We start from the raw sequence: 18074 nt of genomic DNA, 5'->3' as shown, positions 1-18074 counted from the left end.
GTGCTCCGGCAGGCCCGTGCCTGCTGGGCATCCGGGCGCCCGAACGCAGGTGGCCGGTACCCGCGCCCCGTCAGATCATCGCGTTGCCGTTGGCTGACTTCTCGGTGGGGACCACTTCCTGAATGACGTCCCAGTGCTCGACGATGCGCTCGTCCTCAAGCCGGAAGATGTCGACGATGATCACCGGCGTGGGTGCCCAGCCGTGTACGAGGCTGTGCGCCATGACGAGGTCGCCTTCGGCGACGATGCGGTGCGGCTCCCACGTGAAACCCACAAGGGTGGGCACGACGGTGCGGAGGGTTTCCAGCCCGTTGGGAAGTTGGGGACTGTGCTGGACGTACGGCTCCCGCCAGTACCTGTCGACGGCGGTCGTGTCGCCCTCGACGAACAACTCACGCATGGCGGTGAGCACGATCTCCTTGTTACGTGCGGCGTTGTCCACAGTGGGCCGCACCGGCGCGTCGAGCGGGGTGATGGTTCCGCTCATCTGGAAGAAGCCACCGCCGTTGGGCAGCGTCGCGTTGGAGTGCAACGTGCCAGTTACGAAATCTTCCAGGTGGGTGACCGTGGCACCGGACTTCTCGACCCACGAGGTGACGTAGACCCCCGGCCGGACCTCGATCATCTTCGTGGCGACGGTTTCGGTGTACCCGGGCTCGGTGAGGCCGCCGCCGTCGCGAATCGTGAACGTCAGTCGATCGCTGGTTTCGAAGTGCAGCTCGACGACGAGCGCGCCCAGGTCGGCGAGAAACCGGCCACCGATCACGCCACTGCCGTACGGGGTGCTGCTGCCTGTCATGTCAGTCTCCATCGCGTGATTGAACGGTCGCCTGTTGTATGCGTTCCCACAGTCGGCAGCGCCGCCGCTCGCGGGTAGGCGGAACATCGGTCGCAACGCGTAGGTGTCGCGGCCGGTGCCGCGCACACCAGCCAGCCCCCTGCAATTGGTCACTTATTCTGATAGTCAAGATTAGTGACTATAAGGTGCGGCGCCAAGGCAGGTGACAGCAGTCACGTCGCGCGGCCTTCCGGCACCCGCCCGAGCCTTGATCAACTCGGCTTTCAGGAAGTCGCGGTATCAAGAGGCCTTGGACGCCGCGACTTTCATGAAGTCGAGTGGATCACGCGCGCGGGGACGACGCGGCGCGGGGACGACGCGGCGCTCGGACGACGCGGCGCGGCGCGGACTCCACCTGCGGACCAGCGCGGCTCGCCACGGTGACGCCCCGTACGCTCAGGACAGGACGGCGGGCACCGGGGAGACACCATGAGCGATGCGGCATCCGCTGATGTGGGAGTGCTGTCCGCGCACCTGCTGTCCAACTTCGAAGAGCAGCTGTTCTCCCGGTTGACTGCGGCCGGCCATGACCGGCTGCGCCGGCGGCACGGCGCGGTGATGGCCTACCTCGACCTCACCGGCACCCGGGCCAGCGAGCTGGCCGAACGCTCCAGCACCCACAAACAGGTGATCGGCACGCTCGTCGACGAGCTGGAGGCCCTCGGCTACGTCACCCGGCAGCCCGATCCGGACGACCGCCGGGCCAAACTGATCGTCCCGACCGAGCGTGGCCGGCAGCAGATCGCGCTTGCCGACACCCTCGTCGCCGACATCGAACGGGCGTACGCCGAGCGCGTGGGCGCGAAGCGGTTCGCCGCGTTCAAAGAGGTGTTCGCGGAGATCGCGGGCCACCCGTACATCCGCAGCTAGAGGATCGCGCCGCTGACGGTGTCCACATACCACCGCTGGTACCGCTCGATCTCCCATCCGCGTTGCTGGACGAGCCAGTCGAAGTTGCGGACGTCCTGCGCCAACCAGAGGATGTCGGCCACCTGATCGACGCTCAGGTCCGGGCGTACGCCTCCGGTGCCGACGAGTTCGGCGGCGAACATGGACATGCCGCGGCGGCGGTCCTCGACGTTCTTGCGCCAGATCTCGGCGACGTCCGGGTCGGCCGTGGCCGCGCCGGCCAACGCGAGCATCACCTGGGCCTGCCGGGCGTTGACCTCGGCCAGGTGGGCGGCGTAGCGGGCGAGCTTGGCTCGGGGGTCGGCGAGGGCGCGGATCTCGGCGACGAAGGGCCGGTCCGGCAGGGCCACCGGCTCGTCGTCGCCGGCCAGGGTGACGTCGACCAACTGGGAGAGCAGTTGTCGCTTGCTGCCGAACACCGCGTACAGGGTCTGGACCGCGACGCCGGCCTCGACGGCGACGGCGGTCAGCGGTGTGGCCGCGTAGCCGGGGTCGACGAACAGCCGGCCAGCCGCTTGGAGGATCGCTCGCCGAGTCTGTCGGGCCTGCTCCTGTCGCCGGGAAGAGTCATAACGCCGCTTGACAACCACCGCCCGAGTGTAGTGCTCTATTGGATAGAGGCTCACTCTATCGGAGAGGCGGTGGCTATGCCATTCGGTGTGTTGCAGGAGATGCCCGGCGTCAGCGAGGCGGATTACCGGCAGGTGGAGCGACACCTCGGGCCGGACCGGCCGCCGGGCCTCCTCGCCCACGTCGCCGGGCCGACAGAGGACGGCTGGCGGATCATCAACATCTGGCAGGACGAAGTGGCGTTCCGCCGGTTCCAGTCCGAACGGCTGGTCCGGGCCGCAGGCCTGGCGGCCCAGGAGGACGGCTTCGACCCGACGAAGGCGGCGCACTTCCGCTCGATGAGCGTCGACGGCGACGAGATGCCGTTCTGATGGCCGACACCGCCAGCCTGCGGGCCCGCGGCGCCGCCTTCTGGGCGGGAGCGGCGGCTGGCTGGATTCGCCACGCCGATCGGCAGGACGAGGCCGGTCGACCGCTGGGCGCGGCTGCCACAGATCGATTGGCCGCACGACCCGGCGAACGGATCCTCGATGTGGGCTCCGGCTGCGGCGGCACCACGGCCGAGATCGCCGCCGCGGTCGGCGTCACCGGCGCGGCGATCGGTGTCGACATCGACGAGGCCATGGTGGCCGCCGCTCGACGCCGGTTCCCCACCGACGATTACCCGGGCATCCAGTTCCACGTGGCCGACATCGAGACTCTCGACGTCGTGCCGGGTGCCCCGTTCGACGCGGCGTACTCACGAATGACCCTGATGCTGTTGGCGGACCCGACTGCCGGCTGCCGCGCGATCCGGCGATCACTGCGCCCGGGAGGGCGCCTCGCCGCGACCGTCTTCCGCGACAGCGGCGTCAACCCGTGGCTGTCCGCGGCAATGCTCGGCGCCGCACCGCACCTCGGACCGCTACCACCGCTCCCGGTCGGTGACGAGCCCGGTCCGTTCGCGTTCGCCGACCCGGCGCGGCTCGTCCGGATCCTCACCACGGCCGGCTTCACCGCCGTCACGGTCACGCCGTGCGATGTCGCCCTGGAAACCCCGGACGACGCCGACGCCGTGGCCGAATGGCTCGTCGAGGTCGGCCCGGCCGGTGCCCCGTACCGGGCGGCTGCGCCGAGTGCGCGGGCATCCGCCCGGGCGGGGGCCGCCCGGCTGCTCCGTCGGTTCCGCGCACCAGGCGTCGGCTACCGGCTGCCCACCGGCCTCTGGCTCGTCGCCGCGAACTCTGCCGGGGCCGACAACCCAACCGCCACCCACCCACAACCACGTCAGGACGAAACCCGATGAGAACGATGATCCGAACGCTCGCGCCGACCGTCTGCCTGGTGCTGGCCACGACGGCGTGCACCTCGACCCCCGCGCCCGAGCCCGGGGCCGCGGCACCGGAGCGCCCCACAGCGACCGACGGCCCGCCCAGCGCGGCCGGCTCCACTCCGGACGGCGACTCCACGCCGGTGTCGGCGAAGGCGGTGTGCGCCTACCTGGACGGCCAGTTGCCGACCCTGAAGGGGATCGGGTCCGAGACGGGCGTGATGGCCAACCTCACAGTGAACCTCTATTCCTGGTACGAGAAGCAGGGCCCCGTGCCGACCGGCCGTCAGATCGACGACCAGACCCGGCAGGAGTGCCCGACGACCCGGACCGAGGTGCTGAAACTCGCCGGCATGGAGAGCTTCGAGCGGCTGTAGTAACCCCCGATGCGGCCCTCAGCGCTCCAACCGCTTTCCGAACCAGTGATCGGCGTAGTGCTCGGTGTTGTACGGCTCGATCTCCGCATAGCCGGCCGCGCGGTACATGGCGATCGCCTCGGTGAGGTTGCGGTTGGTGTCCAACCGGACGGCGGTCGCGCCGTGGTCGGCGGCGTACCGCTCCAACTCGTTCAGGAGCCGTCGGCCGACGCCGAGCCCGCGCACGGTGTCGGCCACCCAGACGCGTTTGAGTTCGGCGGGACCGTCCGGCTGGAGCTTGACCGCGCCGCAGCCGATCGGTTCGCTGTTGAGGGTGGCGAGCAGGAGCACGCCGGCGGGCGGGACGAGCGCCTCGTCGTGGACCGGGTTGCTCAGTGCGGGGTCGAACCCGTCGTCGAATCGTCGGCCGATCTCCCGGACGTAGGCCCGCAGGCACGCCCGGGCCCGTGGGTCGCCCGGCGGGCACGCCTCGATGACGACCATCGAGGCTATGAGTAGCCGTTCGACCTCCGCCATGGCGGCGACGAGTCGTTGCCGACGGTGCTCGGTGAGTGGTTCGAGGATCGAGGCGGCGAGATCGTCCGACCGCCTGTCGAGATCGGCCCACTGGGCTCGGCCGGCGTCGGTGAGCCTGGCAGTACGGACCCGACCGTCGCCCCCGGGCTGGTCGGCCGACCCCACGGTGACCAGGCCGTCACTCTCCAGGGCGCGCAGGAGTCTGCTCAGGTGGCCGGAGTCCAGGCCGAGCCGGGCCCGGAGCGCGGCGACCTCGGCGCCAGCCGGGCCGATCTCCCAGAGCAGACGCGCCTGCCCGAGAGGGCGCCCCTGGGCCATGTACTCGTCGTCGAGCGCACCCACGCGTTGGGTGACCGTCCGGTTGAACCGCCGCACGGCGGCGACGAGGGCCGAGTCCATATACCTGACTTTAGTCAGTAGATTTGGGTCGACGGTAGGACATGATGCCGGCGTGGTCCAGGACCGCCACCACGAGCACCACCGCCGTGGCGACCGCGCTGACCGCCAGCAGCGGCATCCGCACGACGGCCGCCGCGCCGCCCAGTACGACCAGGGCGCCCACCCGAGGCCAGGACAGCCGCCGGTGGATCGCCAGCGAGAAGAGGACCCGCCCGGCGAGGAACAGCGTCGGCCCGCCCACGATGACCAGGACAGCCTTCATGTCGCCGGTCTCCGTGGGGTGGGCGATGCTCAGTTCCGCCCCGACGGCCGTGACCACGATGCCGGCGATCATCACCAGGTGCAGGTACCCGGCGATGACGCCGAGCCGGGCCGGGGCGTGCTCGATGGCCGAGCCGAGGTGCTGACCGGCGGGCGTCACGTAGAGCAGGCCGATCAGCACGGCGGTGGCGAAGACCAGCAGGAATGCGGCGGTCTCGGCGGGGCCGAGACGGGTGTCGGAGTACGCCAGGCCGGAGACCAGGACCAGCTCACCGAGCGCGATGATCATGATCTGCTGGTAGCGCTCGGCGAAGTGCGCGCCAGCGAGGTGCAACTCCTCCGGCCGGGCGCGACCCATCCTCGGCGTGGGCCAGCCGAGCCGTGGGCCGGACAGGTCGATCGAGAGGGCGAACGCCCAGAGCGCCACCCGCCACTCCGGCAGAAACACGCCGGCCAACCACGGCACTGCGGTAACGCTGTACCAACAGAGGATCCGCAGCGCCCGACGCTGGCGCGGATGCCCGCGCAGCGTCGAGACGGTGATCATGCCCCGGACGAGGTGGACCGCGACGTACGCGCCAGCGAACAGCCCGGCGCGACCGTGCAGGGCCTGCGGGATCGCCACCCCGGCCAGCAGGCTGCCCAGCGTCGCGGCGACCAGCACCGCTCGGATGGTCGGAGTGTCCGGGTCGTACCAGTCGGCGGTCCAGGTGGTGGTCACCCAGATCCACCAGACCCCGACCAACAGCAGGGCGGTACGCAGCGCGCCGCCCACTGTGAGGTCGTGCAGCAGGTGCTCCGCCAACTGGCTGAGGGCGAGCACGAACGCCAGGTCGAAGAAGAGCTCCAGGAACGAGGCGCTCAGCGGCGAGCCACTGTCCCGCAGCAGCCGTTCGGGCCTGCTCGCCATCGGCGCTCCTCCCGCTGGCACGCACGCCCTGCGTCCGTCGTACCACCCGACGCCGACCAGCGGAGGCGGAACCGGGTCAGCCGGCGAATGCCCACCCCGCGACGACGACCCGCCGCCCCCTCGTGTCGTTGATCCGGCTGCGCCCATGGTCGTCGCTGACCACGGTGGGGGCACCGACTCAACGAGGAGGGACGCCGATGACCGTTCAGCGGGAGACGGTGCAGGTCGACCACGACCTTTTCCGCGCCGTGTACGACTCGCCCGCATCGCTGCCCGGTCGGCATCGCTGGACCACCCCGGAATCGGACGTCCGGCGGCTGGAGAAACTGCTCGGCATACCGGCGCGCAGCATCGGCGCTCCGCTCTGGGTCAGCGGCGACGAGCCCGACTGCCCGAAATGCGCCCGCCGGGTCACCTGGTACGACATCGTCTCGTCGGCGCTCTCCGGCCTGCACGACAAGACCATGATCGCCACCGTCATCCTGGGCGAGCGGAAATACGTCAACACCGAGATCCCGGCCGCCATCGCCGGTGTGCGCTGCGCCGACTGCCACACGGCGATCGACGGCCTCCGCAGCTTCAAGTGCCACAACTGGGCGTACGCCTTCGAGGCGCTGGAGGCCGTCCGCGAACGCATGGCCGGTGGCCCCGCGCCAACCTGAGCCAGCCGCGCGGCCCGAACCAGCCGCGCGGTGCCACCGACCCGCCACGTGGCCGCGGACCAGAGCCAGCCGCGCGGGCCAGAGCCAGCCGCGCGGACCAGAGTCCGCCGGCCCGGTTCAGTCGGACGAGCGGCGGGTGGGGCGGCGCCCGGGCGGGGAGGGCGGCTCCGGCCCGGGGTCGGGCACCGGCGGCATCGGCCGGGTGACCGGCTCGGCCCCGGTGACCCGCAGCGGCTCACCGTGGTGCCACAGCTCGACCTCGGCGTCCGGGCCGGCACCGGGCAACTCGTAGCGGGCCTCGGTCGGGGTCAGCGTGACCCGCAGCCGGTGGCCGCGCCAGCGCAGGCTGAACGCCAGCCGGTCGATCCGTCGCGGCAGCCGGGGGTCGAAGGAGAGCACGCCCCGGTCGTCGCGCAGGCCGCCGAAGCCCTGCACCAACGCCAGCCACGCACCGGCCAGCGAGGCCAGGTGCAGCCCGTCGGCGGTCTTGTCGCCCAGGTCCGCCAGGTCCTGTAGGACCGACTCGGCGAACAGGTCGTACGCCAGATCCAGGTGCCCGACCTCGGCGGCCAGCACCGCCTGCGGGGCGGCCGACAGCGACGAGTCGCGGACGGTACGGGCCTCGTAGTAGGCCAGGTTGCGGGCCTTCTCGTCGGCGCTGAACTCGCCGGGACAGAGCTGCATGGCGAGCACCAGGTCGGCCTGCTTGACCACCTGCTTGCGATACAGCTCCAGGTAGGGGAAGTGCAGCAGCAGGGGATAGTCGTCGTCGCCCGTGTTGGCGAAGTCCCACTCGGGCTGGTCGGTGAACCCGGCGGCCTGCTGGTGCACGCCGCGCGCGTGGTCGTACGGGACGAAGGCCGCGTCGGCGGCGGCCCGCCAACCGGCGATCTCGTCACGGTCCACGCCGAGCCGGTCGGCCAGCTCGGGGTGACGCTCGGCGGCGTCCGCCGCGCCCCGCAGGTTGCGCCGGGCCATCAGGTTGGTGAAGACGTTGTCGTCGACAAGCGCGGCGTACTCGTCCGGGCCGGTCACGCCGTGCAGGTGGAAGTGGCCCTCGTCCGACCAGTGCCCGAAGCCGTGCCAGAGCCGGGCCGTCTCCACAAGCAACTCCAGCCCCGCCTCGGCGAGGAACAGCTTGTCGTCGGTGGCGGCCAGATAGCGCAGCACCGCGTCGGCGATGTCGGCGTTGACGTGCAGCGCGGCGGTGCCGGCCGGCCAGTAGCCGGAGCACTCCCGGCCGCCGATGGTCCGCCACGGGAACGTCGCGCCGGTCAACCGCAGCTCCGCGGCCCGTTCGCGGGCCTCGGGCAGGTGGTGGTGCCGCCACCGCAGCGCCGACCGGGCCACCGCCGGTGCCAGGTAGGTGAGCACCGGCAGGACGTAGGTCTCGGTGTCCCAGAGGACGTGCCCGTCGTAGCCGTTGCCGGTCAGACCCTTCGCCGGAATTGTCCGGTCGGCGTCCGGGCGGCCAGCCTGGATCAGGTGGAACATCGCGAACCGGACCGCCTGTTGTAGCTCCGGGTCACCGTCGAGCTGCACGTCGGCGACCTGCCAGGCCGCGTCCAGGGCGGCGCGCTGGTCGGTGAGCAGCGCATCGAAGCCGTCGGCGCGGGCCGCGTCCGCCTCGGCGACGGCCAGGGCGGCCAACTCGTCGGCGGATGTCGCGTCGACAGCCGCCCACTCGTACGCGGCGAACTTCGTCAACCGCAGCCGCTCCCCCTGGTGCAGGCGGCCCGCCACGGTCAGCCGGACCCGATCCGGGGTGCCGTCGCCGGTGGTGGTGACCGTGGTCGGCCCGTCGACCAGATGACTGACCGCGACCGCGACGCGCTGACCGCTGCGTTCGGTGCGGTGCACAAGCACCCCGTCGCGCCCGGCGGCACGGTACGCCTCGGCGGTCAGCGGGTTGTCCGGCACCGAGGCCGCGCGGGGATCGTCCGAGCGTTGCGGCACCGTCTCGTTGGCCAGCAGATCCGAGCAGACCCGCACCTCGACGGGGGCGTCCAGCGGCTCGACCTCGTACCGGACGGCGGCGACCGGGCGGCGCGGCAGGGACACCAACCGGGTGCTGCGGATGCGCACCCCCCGCCCGGCCGGCGAGGTCCACTCGGTCTCCCGACGCAGCACACCGGAGCGCAGGTCGAGCACCTGCTCGTGGTGGCGCAGCGTCCCGGTCCGGATGTCCAGCGGCTCGTCGTCGACCCAGAGCCGGATCAGCGCGGCGTTCGGCGCGCTGATGACTGTGTCGCTGGCCGGTGGAAACGCGTACCCCTCCTCGGGGTAGCTCAGCTCGCGCCGCTCGTGCAGACCGTTGACGCAACTGCCCGGCATCCCGCACGGCACGCCCTCGTCGAGGACACCGCGCCAACCGACCCACCCGTTACCCACCGCGAAGATCGACTCAGTCTCGTCGAGCCGATCCAGGTCGGCCTTCGTACGCCGGATCCGCCAGGCCCGGTCGTCCACCGTCTCGTTGACGGGCGGCGGTTGGTCGGTGGCCGAACTGGTCCGCACAAAGCCTCCCGTGAATGCCGATGTCCGCGACAAGCCAAGCAGAGCCGGCTGAACGAATCCTGGACGAAGGTCAGGAAGTCCAACCGACCTTCGTCGGCTGTGATGCCCACTGCCGTGTTCCTAGGGTGCTCCCAAGGTGAACGAGGTATGAACGTGAGGTGAGGTGAGGTGAGGCATGGCCGCCAACGGCAGCATGGACGTCCCAGAGATCAGTGTTGAGTGGTACCGCGACGTCGTCGACGCCGCCGCCAGCAGCCCCGAGCCGGTGCGATGGTTCGCCGGGCACGCCACCGAGGGGGTGATCCTGTTGCTCGGTGCGCTGCTGCTGATGGCCGCGCTGACCCGCCGGTCCGGCGGTCCGCACGGCCGGGCACTCGCCCTGATCGCACCGCTGCCAGCCCTTCTGGCGTACGTCGGCAGTGAATGGTTCAAGACCGTGGTGGACGAGGATCGCCCCTGTCGGACGGTCGGCCGGGCGATCATCGCGGGCACCTGTCCACCCCCGGGCGACTGGTCGTTTCCGAGCAACCACGCGACGGTGGCCGGCGCGTTGGCGGTGACCACGCTGCTGCTCTCCCGCCGACTCGGTCTGGTCGCGCTGCCCCTGGCCGCGCTGGGCGCCTTCTCCCGGGTCTTCGTGGGCGTGCACTACCCGCACGACGTGATCGCGGGCGTGCTGTTCGGTGCGCTGGTCGCCGTGGTGGCGACCCCGCTGCTGGCCCGCCCGGCCGCCGAGGTGCTACGCCGTCGATCCGACCGCGCCGAGGGCCCGACCCCGAAACTGGCGAGCCGCACCCGCCAGTGACCTCCACGCCGCACAAGGTCACGCTCGATCCTGGTTGTAGTGGCCTCCAACCCGCGCGACACCACTCAATCCTGGACAACGCCGTTGCGTGAGGTGGAACGGCTGTTCGTCAACCAGCACCGCCTCGCCGATCATGGAGTTGTGGTAGGTAACAGAACGACCGTAAAACCCCCAAAGTCGGCACCACAACTCCATGATCGCCAGGCCGGGCCCAACCCGCTCCCTGATCGGGCACTTCCTGTCCCGGGTTGACTCCGGCGGCTACAGCCCTGACGCAACGGTGTTGCGATCCAGGATCGAGCACGATCTTGACGGTGGGCGGCGGGCGGGCGGGCCGGGTCAGGGCAGCAGGAGCGCGCCCACCGTGCCGAGGAGGAGGAACGGGCCGAACGGCAGGTGTGTGCTCCAGCGGGCCCGACGCGTGGCCAACAGGCCGAGACTCACCACGGCGGACAGCCCGAAGGCGAGCAGCAGCCCGAACAGCAGCACCGGCCAGCCGTACCAGCCGAGCAGCGCCCCCACACCCAGCGCCAGCTTGGCGTCACCCAGCCCGAAGCCGCGGTTGCCCAGCAGCACCGTGGTGCTGGCGAAGAACAGCGCCAGCCCCGCGCCGCCGACGGCAGCCCGCACCCACGGCCCCGGCTCGCCAGCGAGGGCGGCGGCGACGCCGAGCAGCAGCCACGTCCCTGCTGCCGCTGGCAGGGTGAGCCGATCCGGCAGCCGGTGCACGGCCAGGTCGACGAGGACCGCCGGGATCGTCCAGCCGAGCCACCAGGCCAGCGCCGGCAGCGCCCCACCCGCTGGGCCGACAAGTGCCAGCAGCAGCACCGCGGTGAGCGCGGCCAGCTCGACAGCGCCCGGCGGTGGGCCGACCCGTGCGCGGCACCGACCGCACCGGGCCGCCGGGCCCAGCGCGGGCCAGGGCCGGGTCAGGCCGACCGGAGCGCCGCAGGCGTCGCAGCCGGTCCGGTTGGGCAGGCCCCGGGGTACGGCGTAGCGCAGCGCGGCCATCCGCATCAGTGGGCTGACCGTGAGGAACGCGAGCACTGTCGAACCCCGGACGTGGGCCTCGGTCGGGGGGCCGGTCAGCGCCATGCCATCGCCCGGGCACCCCGACATCCCGCAGCAGCGGCAAACACGGATAGTGACTGGGCGATCGCTGTGGTGTGGCGGATGGCGCAGAAAGAGACCTCCCCACCGGCCTCCGGAGGGGTGCCTCCGGCGGGATCGGGGGCGGGCACCCCGTCGGGGGCGACAGCTCGCCGATCGGTCCACGACCCTGCCCGGATGCCAGGATGAGACCGCGATGTCCCACTCCCAGGACCGCCGACGAGACGCCGCCGCCCCCGAGCGGCCCGCCGACGCCCGGCCACCGACGATCTTCCGCCGGGCCGCTGCGCTGGACGCGGTGCGGACACCCGCCACCACCACCTGTCATCACGGAAAGTATTCGATTTGATTGCCTCTGTTGCATCGGCGAGCGTCAGCTTATGCTCGCCCCTTGGGTGTGACGCAAGCCTCACCTTCACAATCCGACGACACGGGACCTTGCATTTGTAGAAGATCCGTAACGGTGAATGCAGAGGCGCAATGATCGGCTCCGGATGTGCTGATCCGGGCGCGCTTCCGCATGCCCTGCGACGGTGATCAGTCACCGCGCCGGGCGACCACGAGGAGGCTCGACGGTGCGCGGACGGCAGCTCAGACGAGCGGCAATCTGCCTGCTGGCGGTCGTGGCGGTGGTGCCGGTCACCGCCTGCGCCGGCGGGCCGGAGGCCGTCGAAAGGCCGGCGGCAGCCCAGGACGACGGGCAACCGACGGATCCGGACGTCGAACGGCGCGCTGCCGAAAAGGCGGCACTTGACGCGTACTCCGGTTATCTGGCGGCCTCGCGGGCGGCGGGTGGGCGCAGCGATCCGCGCGCGCCGGAACTGTCCCGATTTCTCGCTGATCCACTTCTGACCCGGGTGCAATTGTCCATTCGCGACGCAAAGGAGCACGGTGCTGTGCGAACCGGGACGTTGAAGTCCGACCCGACCGTGACCGCCGTCAGCCTGGACGCGAACCCGGCCACTGTCGAGATCCAGGACTGCCTGGACATGACCGGCTACCTGTTGGTCTACGCCAAGAACAAGCGCGTGGTGCCCGGCAGCGGGGGCGGTAGGCACCTCTCCACCGCCACGGCGACCCGATATCCCGACGGCCGCTGGCTGATCAACGCCGGCACGCTGCACCGGGACCAGCCATGCTGACCTGGGCAGGAGGGGGCGCTCCGGCGCGTACCCCCCGGGGCGCGACAGCTCGGCGGGCCCTCGCCGGGATCGGGCTCGCGCTCCTCCTGGTGGTCGGCACGACAGTGCCGGCCGCTGCCGCCCGGCGTGCCGGCCCGGGGGCGAGCTGCCCGCCCGACCAGCCCGACTGCAGCGTCTGGGACGACGAACCGGGCAAGCCGGGCGGTCCCGGTGGCGGTGGGGACAACGGCGGCGGAGACGACGACGGTGGCGGTGGCGGCGTCTGCCGGTGGGACGGGCGGACGGTGCCCTGCTACGACGAGTTCAAGGGCTGGTTCGACAGCGGTGACGGCTGCTATTACGAGCTGGCCGAGCCGCAGGACGAGGCACCCGAGGGTCAGCACTGGTACGTGCAGACCTGCAACGGCGGCGCGGACGTGGGCAACATAACAGTGGTGCTGCGTGAGCCGCCGCCCGGCTTCGGCGCACCGCCCAACCCGGAGGAGCTGGCCCGCCGCGCCCTGGCGAAGATCACGCTGAAGCCGGCGCCGCTGGCTGTCGCACCCCGCAAGAAGAACGGCCCCGGCCTGGTCGGCCTGCCGGTGTGGATGTGGTCCGACAAAGAAGCCGCCTACTTCGGCCCGATCTCCGCCGACGAGACCGATCGGGACGTCACGGTCGAGATCACGGCGCAGGTCGACGAGATCGTCTGGGACATGGGCAACGGCGAGCGGGTGTCCTGCCCCGGCGCGGGCACCCCGTACGTCGCGACGGACGACGAGCTTGCCGGCCGCACCTCCCCGACCTGCGGGTACCACAAGGGCTACCAGAAGGCCGGCACCTACGACGTCACCGCCACCACCCACTGGAAGGTGACCTGGAACGGCGGTGGGCAGAGCGGAGAGATCCCGGTGACCCGGAACAGCGGCGTCGTGCAGATCCAGATCAACGAACTCCAGGTGGTGACCCGATGAGTCTCGCGACGCACAACGGGACCGGGTCGGTGGACGCACCGGTCAGCCCGCCCAAGGTGGTCCGGCAGCGTCGGGTCCGCCCGGGGTTGCTCGGTCTCGCCGTACTCCTGATCGCCCTGGGTGGGCTGGGCGCGGCGTTCGCGGTCACCTCGGTCCGGGCCACCGGCAGTTATCTCGCGGTCGCCCGGCAGGTGGAGGTGGGTCGGGAGATCAGCGCCGCCGACCTGGTCACCGTGCAGGTCGCCGGCGGGCAGGGGCTGCGCCCGGTGCCCGCCGGCCGGCTCGACGAGGTGGTCGGCAAGCGGGCCACTGTGAAGCTGGTCCCGGGCACCCTGCTCACCCTGGGGCAGGTCACCGACGACCCGCTGCTCGGCCCCGACCAGCAGCAGATCGCGCTCGGCCTGAAGACCGCCCAGGTGCCGGCCCGGCAACTGCACCCCGGGGACAAGGTCCTGCTGATCAGCACCCCGGACCGCAGCGCCAACGGGGACCCGGCCGCGGCAGGAACCCGGTTCCCGGCCATCGTGATCGACATGGTCAGCCCGGCCAACACCGACAAGGTGCTCTACCTGGCGCTCTCCACCCGGGACGTGCCCGCGGTGGTGGCCCTCATCGCGCAGGCGCGCATCGCCGTCGTGCTGACCGAGGCGGCCTGAGCATGGCGATCATCGCGCTGGTGTCCGCGAAGGGTTCGCCCGGCGTCACGACCTCCGCGCTGGCCTGCACACTGGGCTGGCACCGACGGCTGGTGCTCGCCGAGTGCGACCCGGCCGGGGGGTCGATCCTCGCCGGCTATCTCGGCGGCCAGTTGGACGGCCCCCGCGGCATCGGCGAACTGGCCGTCGGGGAGCTGCGCGACGGCAACCTGGAGACCGCGTTCTGGTCGCAACTTGTCGACCTGGACGCACCCCGCCGGGAGCGGCTGCTGCTGCCCGGGCTCGTCGACCCGACACAGGGTGGCAGCGTCACCCCGCTCTGGCAGCGGTTCGCCGACTACTTCAACACCCTCGACCGCGGCATCCCCGGCTACGACGTGCTCGTCGACTGCGGCCGGCTGCACGTGGCAGCACCACCGTGGCCGGTGCTGCGGGCAGCCTCGGTGGTGCTGCTGGTGACCCGGGCGCAACTGCCGGACCTCTCCGGCACCCGGGCGGTGATCACCGCGATCGAACGGGACTTCGCCGAGCACCGGGTGCCGGCCGGCACCCTGCGACTGTTGTTGGTCGGCGGCGGACACGGGCGAGCCGAGATCAGTCGCGCACTGAAACTGCCGGTGATCGCACGGCTGCCACACGATCCGCGTACCGCCGGGGTGCTCGCCCTGGGCGGGACCGTGCGGACCGGACGGCCGCTGATGCGCGCGGCCGCCGCGTTGGAGGTGCCGATCGGCGCGCTCCTGGAGCGGCGGCAGGCCCGGCTGGCCTGGCCCGTGCGGGAGGGGGTCCCGGATGCGGTTTGAGCCGGTCTCCGCGGATCCTCGCCAACAGCCGCCGGGCGCGACCTCCACCGAGCCGCCGCTTGCCGTGCCGAACGGCCGGCACCACCAGTCCGTGCCGGTGCCGCAGCCGACGCCGACCGCCACGCCACCGCCGGCATCCACGCCCCGGCCCCGGATGGACTTCCAGGTGGTCCGGGAGCTGCGCCGGGAACTCACCGAACGGCTCACCCTCTGGCAGCGCGGCCGGGAGTTCACAGTCGACGAGGAGGACACCGAGCGGGCCCGGCTGGCCGTCATGGTGGTCGCCGCGTACGCGGACTTCGTCCGCCGGGCCGGCACCCCGATGGCCGCCGACGAGGAGCGTCTGCTGCTCGACCAGGTGACCGCCGAGTTGGTGGGGCTCGGTCGGCTTCAGACGCTGCTTGTCGACGACACCATCGAGGAGGTGCACATCCTCGGCTGCGACCAGGTACGCATCGCCCGGCACGGCGGTGGGGTGGACTGGGCCGAACCGATCGCCGACAGCGACGCCGAGTTGGTGGAGATCCTCCAGGCGGCGGCCCGCCGGGCGGGCGCGACCGAGCGGTCCCTGTCCACAGTGAAGCCCACCCTCGACCTGCAACTGCCCGACGGCAGTCGCCTGGCGGCGGTGTTCCTGGTCAGCCACCGCCCGTACGCGGTGATCCGCAAGCACAACACCCTGGACGTGAGCCTCGACGACATCGCGGGCGCCCGGGGTGACCTGGACGAGATGATCGACCCGCTGCTGCGCGACTTCCTCCGCGCGTCGATGCGCGCCGGGTTGAACATCATGGTCGCCGGGCTGGCCGGTGCCGGCAAGACCACGATCATCCGGGCGTTGATGAACGAGATCCCGCCCGACGAGCCGTACGTGCTGTTGGAGGAGAGCCGGGAGTTGCTGCCGGCCCGCCGCCGGGAGCGGCACCGGGCGGTGATGAGCTTCGAGGCCCGGGAGGGGCACGGCGAGCGCGGCTTCGACGGGCGTCCGGCCGGTGAGGTGACAATCGCCGACCTGATCCCGCTGTCGCTGCGGATGGGCGTGTTGCGGATCATCGTGGGTGAGGTGCGGTCCCGGGAGATCGTGCCGATGCTCCAGGCGATGACGACCAGCCGGGGTTCGATGTGCACGATCCACGCCCGCACGGCCGCCGGAGTGGGTGAACGGATCGTCGAGTTGGCGCTGGCGCACGGCCGCGAGATGACTGTCGACCAGGCCCGTCGGATGGCCGGCAACGCCCTCGACCTGATCGTCTACGTCACCGTCGAGGACGAGACCGCCATCGGCGGGCGTAAACACCGGTTCGTCTCGCACGTGGAGGAGGTGATCGGGGCCGGCGAAGCCGGACGGATCACCACCACCACGGTCTTCGGGCCCGGCCCGGACGGTCGGGCGGTCCCCCGGCACCTGCCCGAGCGGGTCCGCGACCAGTTGCTGCGGGTGGGTTACGACGCGCGGCTGCTGACCCGGTGGGTCGAGGCCGGCGCCGGTGCCTGGCGGCGACCCCGGCAGACCCGACTGGCCCGGCGGTGACCTGATGCTGGGCAGCCTTGAGGTGATCGCGGTGGTCTCCGGGGCCGCCTGTGTGGCAGGTCTGCTGTTGGCGGTGGTCGCGCTTGTCGGCACCCGCCGACCCCCCAGGCCACGTCCGGGACGAGGGCAGGGCCTGGGGCGGCTGTGGCGCGGGCCGGGCGCCACCCCGTCCGAGCAGCGGGCCTACCAGGCGCTGCTTGTCGCCGCGCTGGGCGCCGGCGCGTTGGCGTTCCTGCTGACCGGGCTGCCGGTGGTGGGCCTGCTGGTGGCGGTGGCGGTGCCGGGCACCCCGTGGCTGTTCGGGGTGGGCAAGGCCGAGCAGCGGGCGATCGCCCGAATCGAGGCGGTGGGTGAGTGGACCCGCCGGCTCAAGGACGTCTCCGGCACCGGGCAGGGCCTCCAACAGTCCATCATCGGCACGATCGGCAGCGTGCCACCGGGCATCGAGGACGAGGTGCGACTGCTCGCCGCTCGTCTCCAGGCCGGCTGGTTGGCCCGGTCCGCGCTGCTGGCGTTCGCCGACGAGATCGCCGACCCGGTCGGTGACCAGGTGGTGGCGGCGCTGATCCTGCACCTCTCCGACCGGGGCGAGCGGCTGGGTGACGTGCTCGGCTCGATCGCCGGCGCGGCATCGGCGGAGGTGGCCACCCGTCGGGAGATCGAGGCCAAGCGGACGCAACCCCGGTTCGCGGTCCGCTTCCTCACCGGGATGACCCTGGCCACCCTGGCGTACGGGCTGCTCAACGCCGAGTACATCAGGCCGTACGGCACGCCTGTGGGTCAGGTGGTGATGGCCGCCCTCGGCGCGGCCTTCATCGGCCTGCTGGCCTGGGTGCGGTCGATGAGCCAGCCGCGGCGGCCGTCGCGGTTCCTGCCGGCGCCCGATCCCGCCGAGGTGATCGCATGAACATGATCGTGAACTGGCCGTTGGTCGTCGCGGTCTGTGGTGGTGGCGGGGTCGGGTTGGGCGTGTTCCTGGTGGTCCGGGAGTTGGCGCCGGCGACCCCGGCGCTCGGTCCGGCGCTGCGCCGGCTGCACCAGCCGCCCGGCACCGGTCGCGCCACCACTCCCGCCTCCCGGCGACTGGAGTCGCTGAGCGGGTTGTCCCGCTGGCTGCGCCCGCCGCACCGGGCGCTCGCCCTGATCGGCCAGACCCCCGAGCAGTACGCGCTGTCGGTGCTGCTCTCCGCACTGATCGGGCTGGCCACGCCGACAGTGCTCGGGGTGGCGCTGCTGGTGCTCGGCGTGTCGTTCCCGCTCGTCGTGCCGGTGCTCGGCAGCCTCGGTCTGGCGCTGATCGGCGGGCTGCTGGCACACCGGGCCGTGCTGACCAAGGCCGAGGCCGCCCGGGAGGAGTTCCGTGCGGCAGTCTGCACCTACCTCGACCTGGTGGCGTTGCAGCTCTCCGCCGCGCACGGGCCGGTGCAGTCGCTGGAACGCGCCGCGGCGGTCTGCGACGGCTGGGTGTTCGACAGGCTCCAGGAGTCGCTGCGGATCGCCCAGATGCAGATGCACGCGCCCTGGGACGAGCTGCGCGACCTCGCCGACAAGATCGGCATTCCCGAGCTGGGCGATGTCGGCGCGATCATGCGCTCCTCCGGCAGCGAGGGGGCACAGGTGCACGAGACCCTGCGCAGCCGGGCCGACTCGCTCCGCGACCAGATCCGCACCGACAACCTCGCCCGCGCCGAGGGGGTGACCAGCCGACTCGACATCCCCGGCGCACTGCTCGTCTTCGTGCTGCTCGGCTTCGTCCTCTATCCGTTCATCGCCCGTGTCTGAAAGCCCTCCCCCTGAAGGAGTACC

General features: G+C 71.7%; 19 protein-coding genes. 13 read left to right on the top strand and 6 right to left on the bottom strand.

Annotated elements, in window-relative coordinates:
* Positions 1–70 precede the first annotated feature (70 nt).
* Positions 71–799, bottom strand: coding sequence for a nuclear transport factor 2 family protein (locus AB0A95_RS12750; RefSeq protein ID WP_357555824.1), 729 nt, complete (start codon positions 797–799; stop codon positions 71–73).
* 468 nt (positions 800–1267) lie between these two features.
* Here AB0A95_RS12750 and AB0A95_RS12745 point away from each other — a divergent pair, with 468 nt between their 5' ends.
* Positions 1268–1708: a MarR family transcriptional regulator gene (locus AB0A95_RS12745; protein WP_357555823.1), complete on the top strand. Its 441-nt coding sequence runs from the start codon at positions 1268–1270 to the stop codon at positions 1706–1708.
* Here the strand turns inward: AB0A95_RS12745 and AB0A95_RS12740 are convergent.
* The gene (locus tag AB0A95_RS12740; RefSeq protein WP_357555822.1) at positions 1705–2337 is read right to left on the bottom strand and encodes a TetR/AcrR family transcriptional regulator; all 633 of its coding nucleotides are present in this window, start codon (positions 2335–2337) and stop codon (positions 1705–1707) included. The two genes, AB0A95_RS12745 and AB0A95_RS12740, sit on opposite strands and share 4 nt — an antisense overlap.
* A gap of 51 nt (positions 2338–2388) precedes the next feature.
* Here AB0A95_RS12740 and AB0A95_RS12735 point away from each other — a divergent pair, with 51 nt between their 5' ends.
* Genes AB0A95_RS12735 through AB0A95_RS12725 form a run of 3 tightly spaced genes read left to right on the top strand, consistent with a single transcriptional unit; the run spans position 2389 to position 4003 of the window.
* Complete coding sequence (locus AB0A95_RS12735) at positions 2389–2688, top strand: hypothetical protein (protein ID WP_357555821.1); 300 nt, start codon at positions 2389–2391, stop codon at positions 2686–2688.
* Positions 2688–3602 (top strand): methyltransferase domain-containing protein, encoded by a 915-nt coding sequence (locus AB0A95_RS12730; RefSeq protein WP_357555820.1) that lies wholly within the window; start codon positions 2688–2690, stop codon positions 3600–3602. The genes AB0A95_RS12735 and AB0A95_RS12730 overlap by 1 nt, the downstream gene beginning before the upstream one ends.
* A 5-nt stretch (positions 3603–3607) precedes the next feature.
* On the top strand, positions 3608–4003 hold the full coding sequence (locus tag AB0A95_RS12725) for a hypothetical protein (protein WP_357555819.1): 396 nt from the start codon (positions 3608–3610) through the stop codon (positions 4001–4003).
* Between the two features lie 18 nt (positions 4004–4021).
* On the opposite strand, the gene AB0A95_RS12720 is transcribed toward AB0A95_RS12725, so the two are convergent.
* Together AB0A95_RS12720 and AB0A95_RS12715 are read right to left on the bottom strand one after the other, a co-directional pair.
* Positions 4022–4918 carry a helix-turn-helix domain-containing GNAT family N-acetyltransferase gene (locus tag AB0A95_RS12720; RefSeq protein ID WP_357555818.1) on the bottom strand — a complete coding sequence of 299 codons (897 nt, stop codon included), beginning with the start codon at positions 4916–4918 and terminating at the stop codon, positions 4022–4024.
* A 10-nt stretch (positions 4919–4928) separates the two neighbouring features.
* The gene (locus AB0A95_RS12715) at positions 4929–6089 is read right to left on the bottom strand and encodes a low temperature requirement protein A (RefSeq protein WP_357555817.1); all 1161 of its coding nucleotides are present in this window, start codon (positions 6087–6089) and stop codon (positions 4929–4931) included.
* A gap of 197 nt (positions 6090–6286) precedes the next feature.
* Between AB0A95_RS12715 and AB0A95_RS12710 the strand changes: the two genes are divergently transcribed.
* Positions 6287–6751, top strand: a complete 465-nt coding sequence (locus AB0A95_RS12710) for a hypothetical protein (protein ID WP_357555816.1) — start codon at positions 6287–6289, stop codon at positions 6749–6751.
* A 117-nt stretch (positions 6752–6868) separates the two neighbouring features.
* On the opposite strand, the gene AB0A95_RS12705 is transcribed toward AB0A95_RS12710, so the two are convergent.
* Positions 6869–9220 carry a glycosyl hydrolase family 65 protein gene (locus AB0A95_RS12705; protein WP_357555901.1) on the bottom strand — a complete coding sequence of 784 codons (2352 nt, stop codon included), beginning with the start codon at positions 9218–9220 and terminating at the stop codon, positions 6869–6871.
* Between the two features lie 223 nt (positions 9221–9443).
* Between AB0A95_RS12705 and AB0A95_RS12700 the strand changes: the two genes are divergently transcribed.
* Complete coding sequence (locus AB0A95_RS12700) at positions 9444–10073, top strand: phosphatase PAP2 family protein (protein WP_357555815.1); 630 nt, start codon at positions 9444–9446, stop codon at positions 10071–10073.
* A 339-nt stretch (positions 10074–10412) separates the two neighbouring features.
* Here AB0A95_RS12700 and AB0A95_RS12695 read toward each other — a convergent pair whose 3' ends face one another.
* Positions 10413–11168: an A24 family peptidase gene (locus AB0A95_RS12695; RefSeq protein ID WP_357555814.1), complete on the bottom strand. Its 756-nt coding sequence runs from the start codon at positions 11166–11168 to the stop codon at positions 10413–10415.
* Between the two features lie 590 nt (positions 11169–11758).
* Between AB0A95_RS12695 and AB0A95_RS12690 the strand changes: the two genes are divergently transcribed.
* From AB0A95_RS12690 to AB0A95_RS12660, 7 genes are read left to right on the top strand one after another with little or no spacing between them, the layout of a single operon-like run.
* Positions 11759–12325 (top strand): hypothetical protein, encoded by a 567-nt coding sequence (locus AB0A95_RS12690; RefSeq protein WP_357555813.1) that lies wholly within the window; start codon positions 11759–11761, stop codon positions 12323–12325.
* Positions 12319–13278 (top strand): hypothetical protein, encoded by a 960-nt coding sequence (locus AB0A95_RS12685; protein ID WP_357555812.1) that lies wholly within the window; start codon positions 12319–12321, stop codon positions 13276–13278. Before AB0A95_RS12690 ends, AB0A95_RS12685 begins: the two co-directional genes overlap by 7 nt.
* Complete coding sequence (locus AB0A95_RS12680) at positions 13275–13934, top strand: SAF domain-containing protein (RefSeq protein ID WP_357555811.1); 660 nt, start codon at positions 13275–13277, stop codon at positions 13932–13934. The genes AB0A95_RS12685 and AB0A95_RS12680 overlap by 4 nt, the downstream gene beginning before the upstream one ends.
* 2 nt (positions 13935–13936) lie before the next feature.
* Positions 13937–14737: a ParA family protein gene (locus AB0A95_RS12675; protein WP_357555810.1), complete on the top strand. Its 801-nt coding sequence runs from the start codon at positions 13937–13939 to the stop codon at positions 14735–14737.
* Positions 14727–16268: an ATPase, T2SS/T4P/T4SS family gene (locus AB0A95_RS12670; protein ID WP_357555809.1), complete on the top strand. Its 1542-nt coding sequence runs from the start codon at positions 14727–14729 to the stop codon at positions 16266–16268. The genes AB0A95_RS12675 and AB0A95_RS12670 overlap by 11 nt, the downstream gene beginning before the upstream one ends.
* Positions 16269–16272: 4 nt before the next feature.
* Entirely contained in the window at positions 16273–17175 is a 903-nt protein-coding gene (locus tag AB0A95_RS12665; protein ID WP_357555808.1) for a type II secretion system F family protein, read from the top strand.
* 5 nt (positions 17176–17180) lie between these two features.
* On the top strand, positions 17181–18050 hold the full coding sequence (locus AB0A95_RS12660) for a type II secretion system F family protein (RefSeq protein ID WP_357555900.1): 870 nt from the start codon (positions 17181–17183) through the stop codon (positions 18048–18050).
* Positions 18051–18074 lie beyond the last annotated feature (24 nt).

Origin of the sequence: Micromonospora sp. NPDC049230 (genome assembly GCF_040647875.1) — a bacterium.
Lineage (GTDB): Bacteria > Actinomycetota > Actinomycetes > Mycobacteriales > Micromonosporaceae > Micromonospora.
This window is presented reverse-complemented; position numbering and strand designations above follow the sequence as displayed.

What these genes read in the sequence shown, in the direction of transcription:
- AB0A95_RS12750 (WP_357555824.1), bottom strand. Translation starts at nt 799, where the DNA reads ATGACAGGCAGCAGCACCCCGTACGGCAGTGGCGTGATCGGTGGCCGG.
- AB0A95_RS12745 (WP_357555823.1), top strand. Translation starts at nt 1,268, where the DNA reads ATGAGCGATGCGGCATCCGCTGATGTGGGAGTGCTGTCCGCGCACCTG.
- AB0A95_RS12730 (WP_357555820.1), top strand. Translation starts at nt 2,688, where the DNA reads ATGGCCGACACCGCCAGCCTGCGGGCCCGCGGCGCCGCCTTCTGGGCG.
- AB0A95_RS12725 (WP_357555819.1), top strand. Translation starts at nt 3,608, where the DNA reads ATGATCCGAACGCTCGCGCCGACCGTCTGCCTGGTGCTGGCCACGACG.
- AB0A95_RS12720 (WP_357555818.1), bottom strand. Translation starts at nt 4,918, where the DNA reads ATGGACTCGGCCCTCGTCGCCGCCGTGCGGCGGTTCAACCGGACGGTC.
- AB0A95_RS12715 (WP_357555817.1), bottom strand. Translation starts at nt 6,089, where the DNA reads ATGGCGAGCAGGCCCGAACGGCTGCTGCGGGACAGTGGCTCGCCGCTG.
- AB0A95_RS12710 (WP_357555816.1), top strand. Translation starts at nt 6,287, where the DNA reads ATGACCGTTCAGCGGGAGACGGTGCAGGTCGACCACGACCTTTTCCGC.
- AB0A95_RS12700 (WP_357555815.1), top strand. Translation starts at nt 9,444, where the DNA reads ATGGCCGCCAACGGCAGCATGGACGTCCCAGAGATCAGTGTTGAGTGG.
- AB0A95_RS12695 (WP_357555814.1), bottom strand. Translation starts at nt 11,168, where the DNA reads ATGGCGCTGACCGGCCCCCCGACCGAGGCCCACGTCCGGGGTTCGACA.
- AB0A95_RS12685 (WP_357555812.1), top strand. Translation starts at nt 12,319, where the DNA reads ATGCTGACCTGGGCAGGAGGGGGCGCTCCGGCGCGTACCCCCCGGGGC.
- AB0A95_RS12680 (WP_357555811.1), top strand. Translation starts at nt 13,275, where the DNA reads ATGAGTCTCGCGACGCACAACGGGACCGGGTCGGTGGACGCACCGGTC.
- AB0A95_RS12675 (WP_357555810.1), top strand. Translation starts at nt 13,937, where the DNA reads ATGGCGATCATCGCGCTGGTGTCCGCGAAGGGTTCGCCCGGCGTCACG.
- AB0A95_RS12670 (WP_357555809.1), top strand. Translation starts at nt 14,727, where the DNA reads ATGCGGTTTGAGCCGGTCTCCGCGGATCCTCGCCAACAGCCGCCGGGC.
- AB0A95_RS12665 (WP_357555808.1), top strand. Translation starts at nt 16,273, where the DNA reads ATGCTGGGCAGCCTTGAGGTGATCGCGGTGGTCTCCGGGGCCGCCTGT.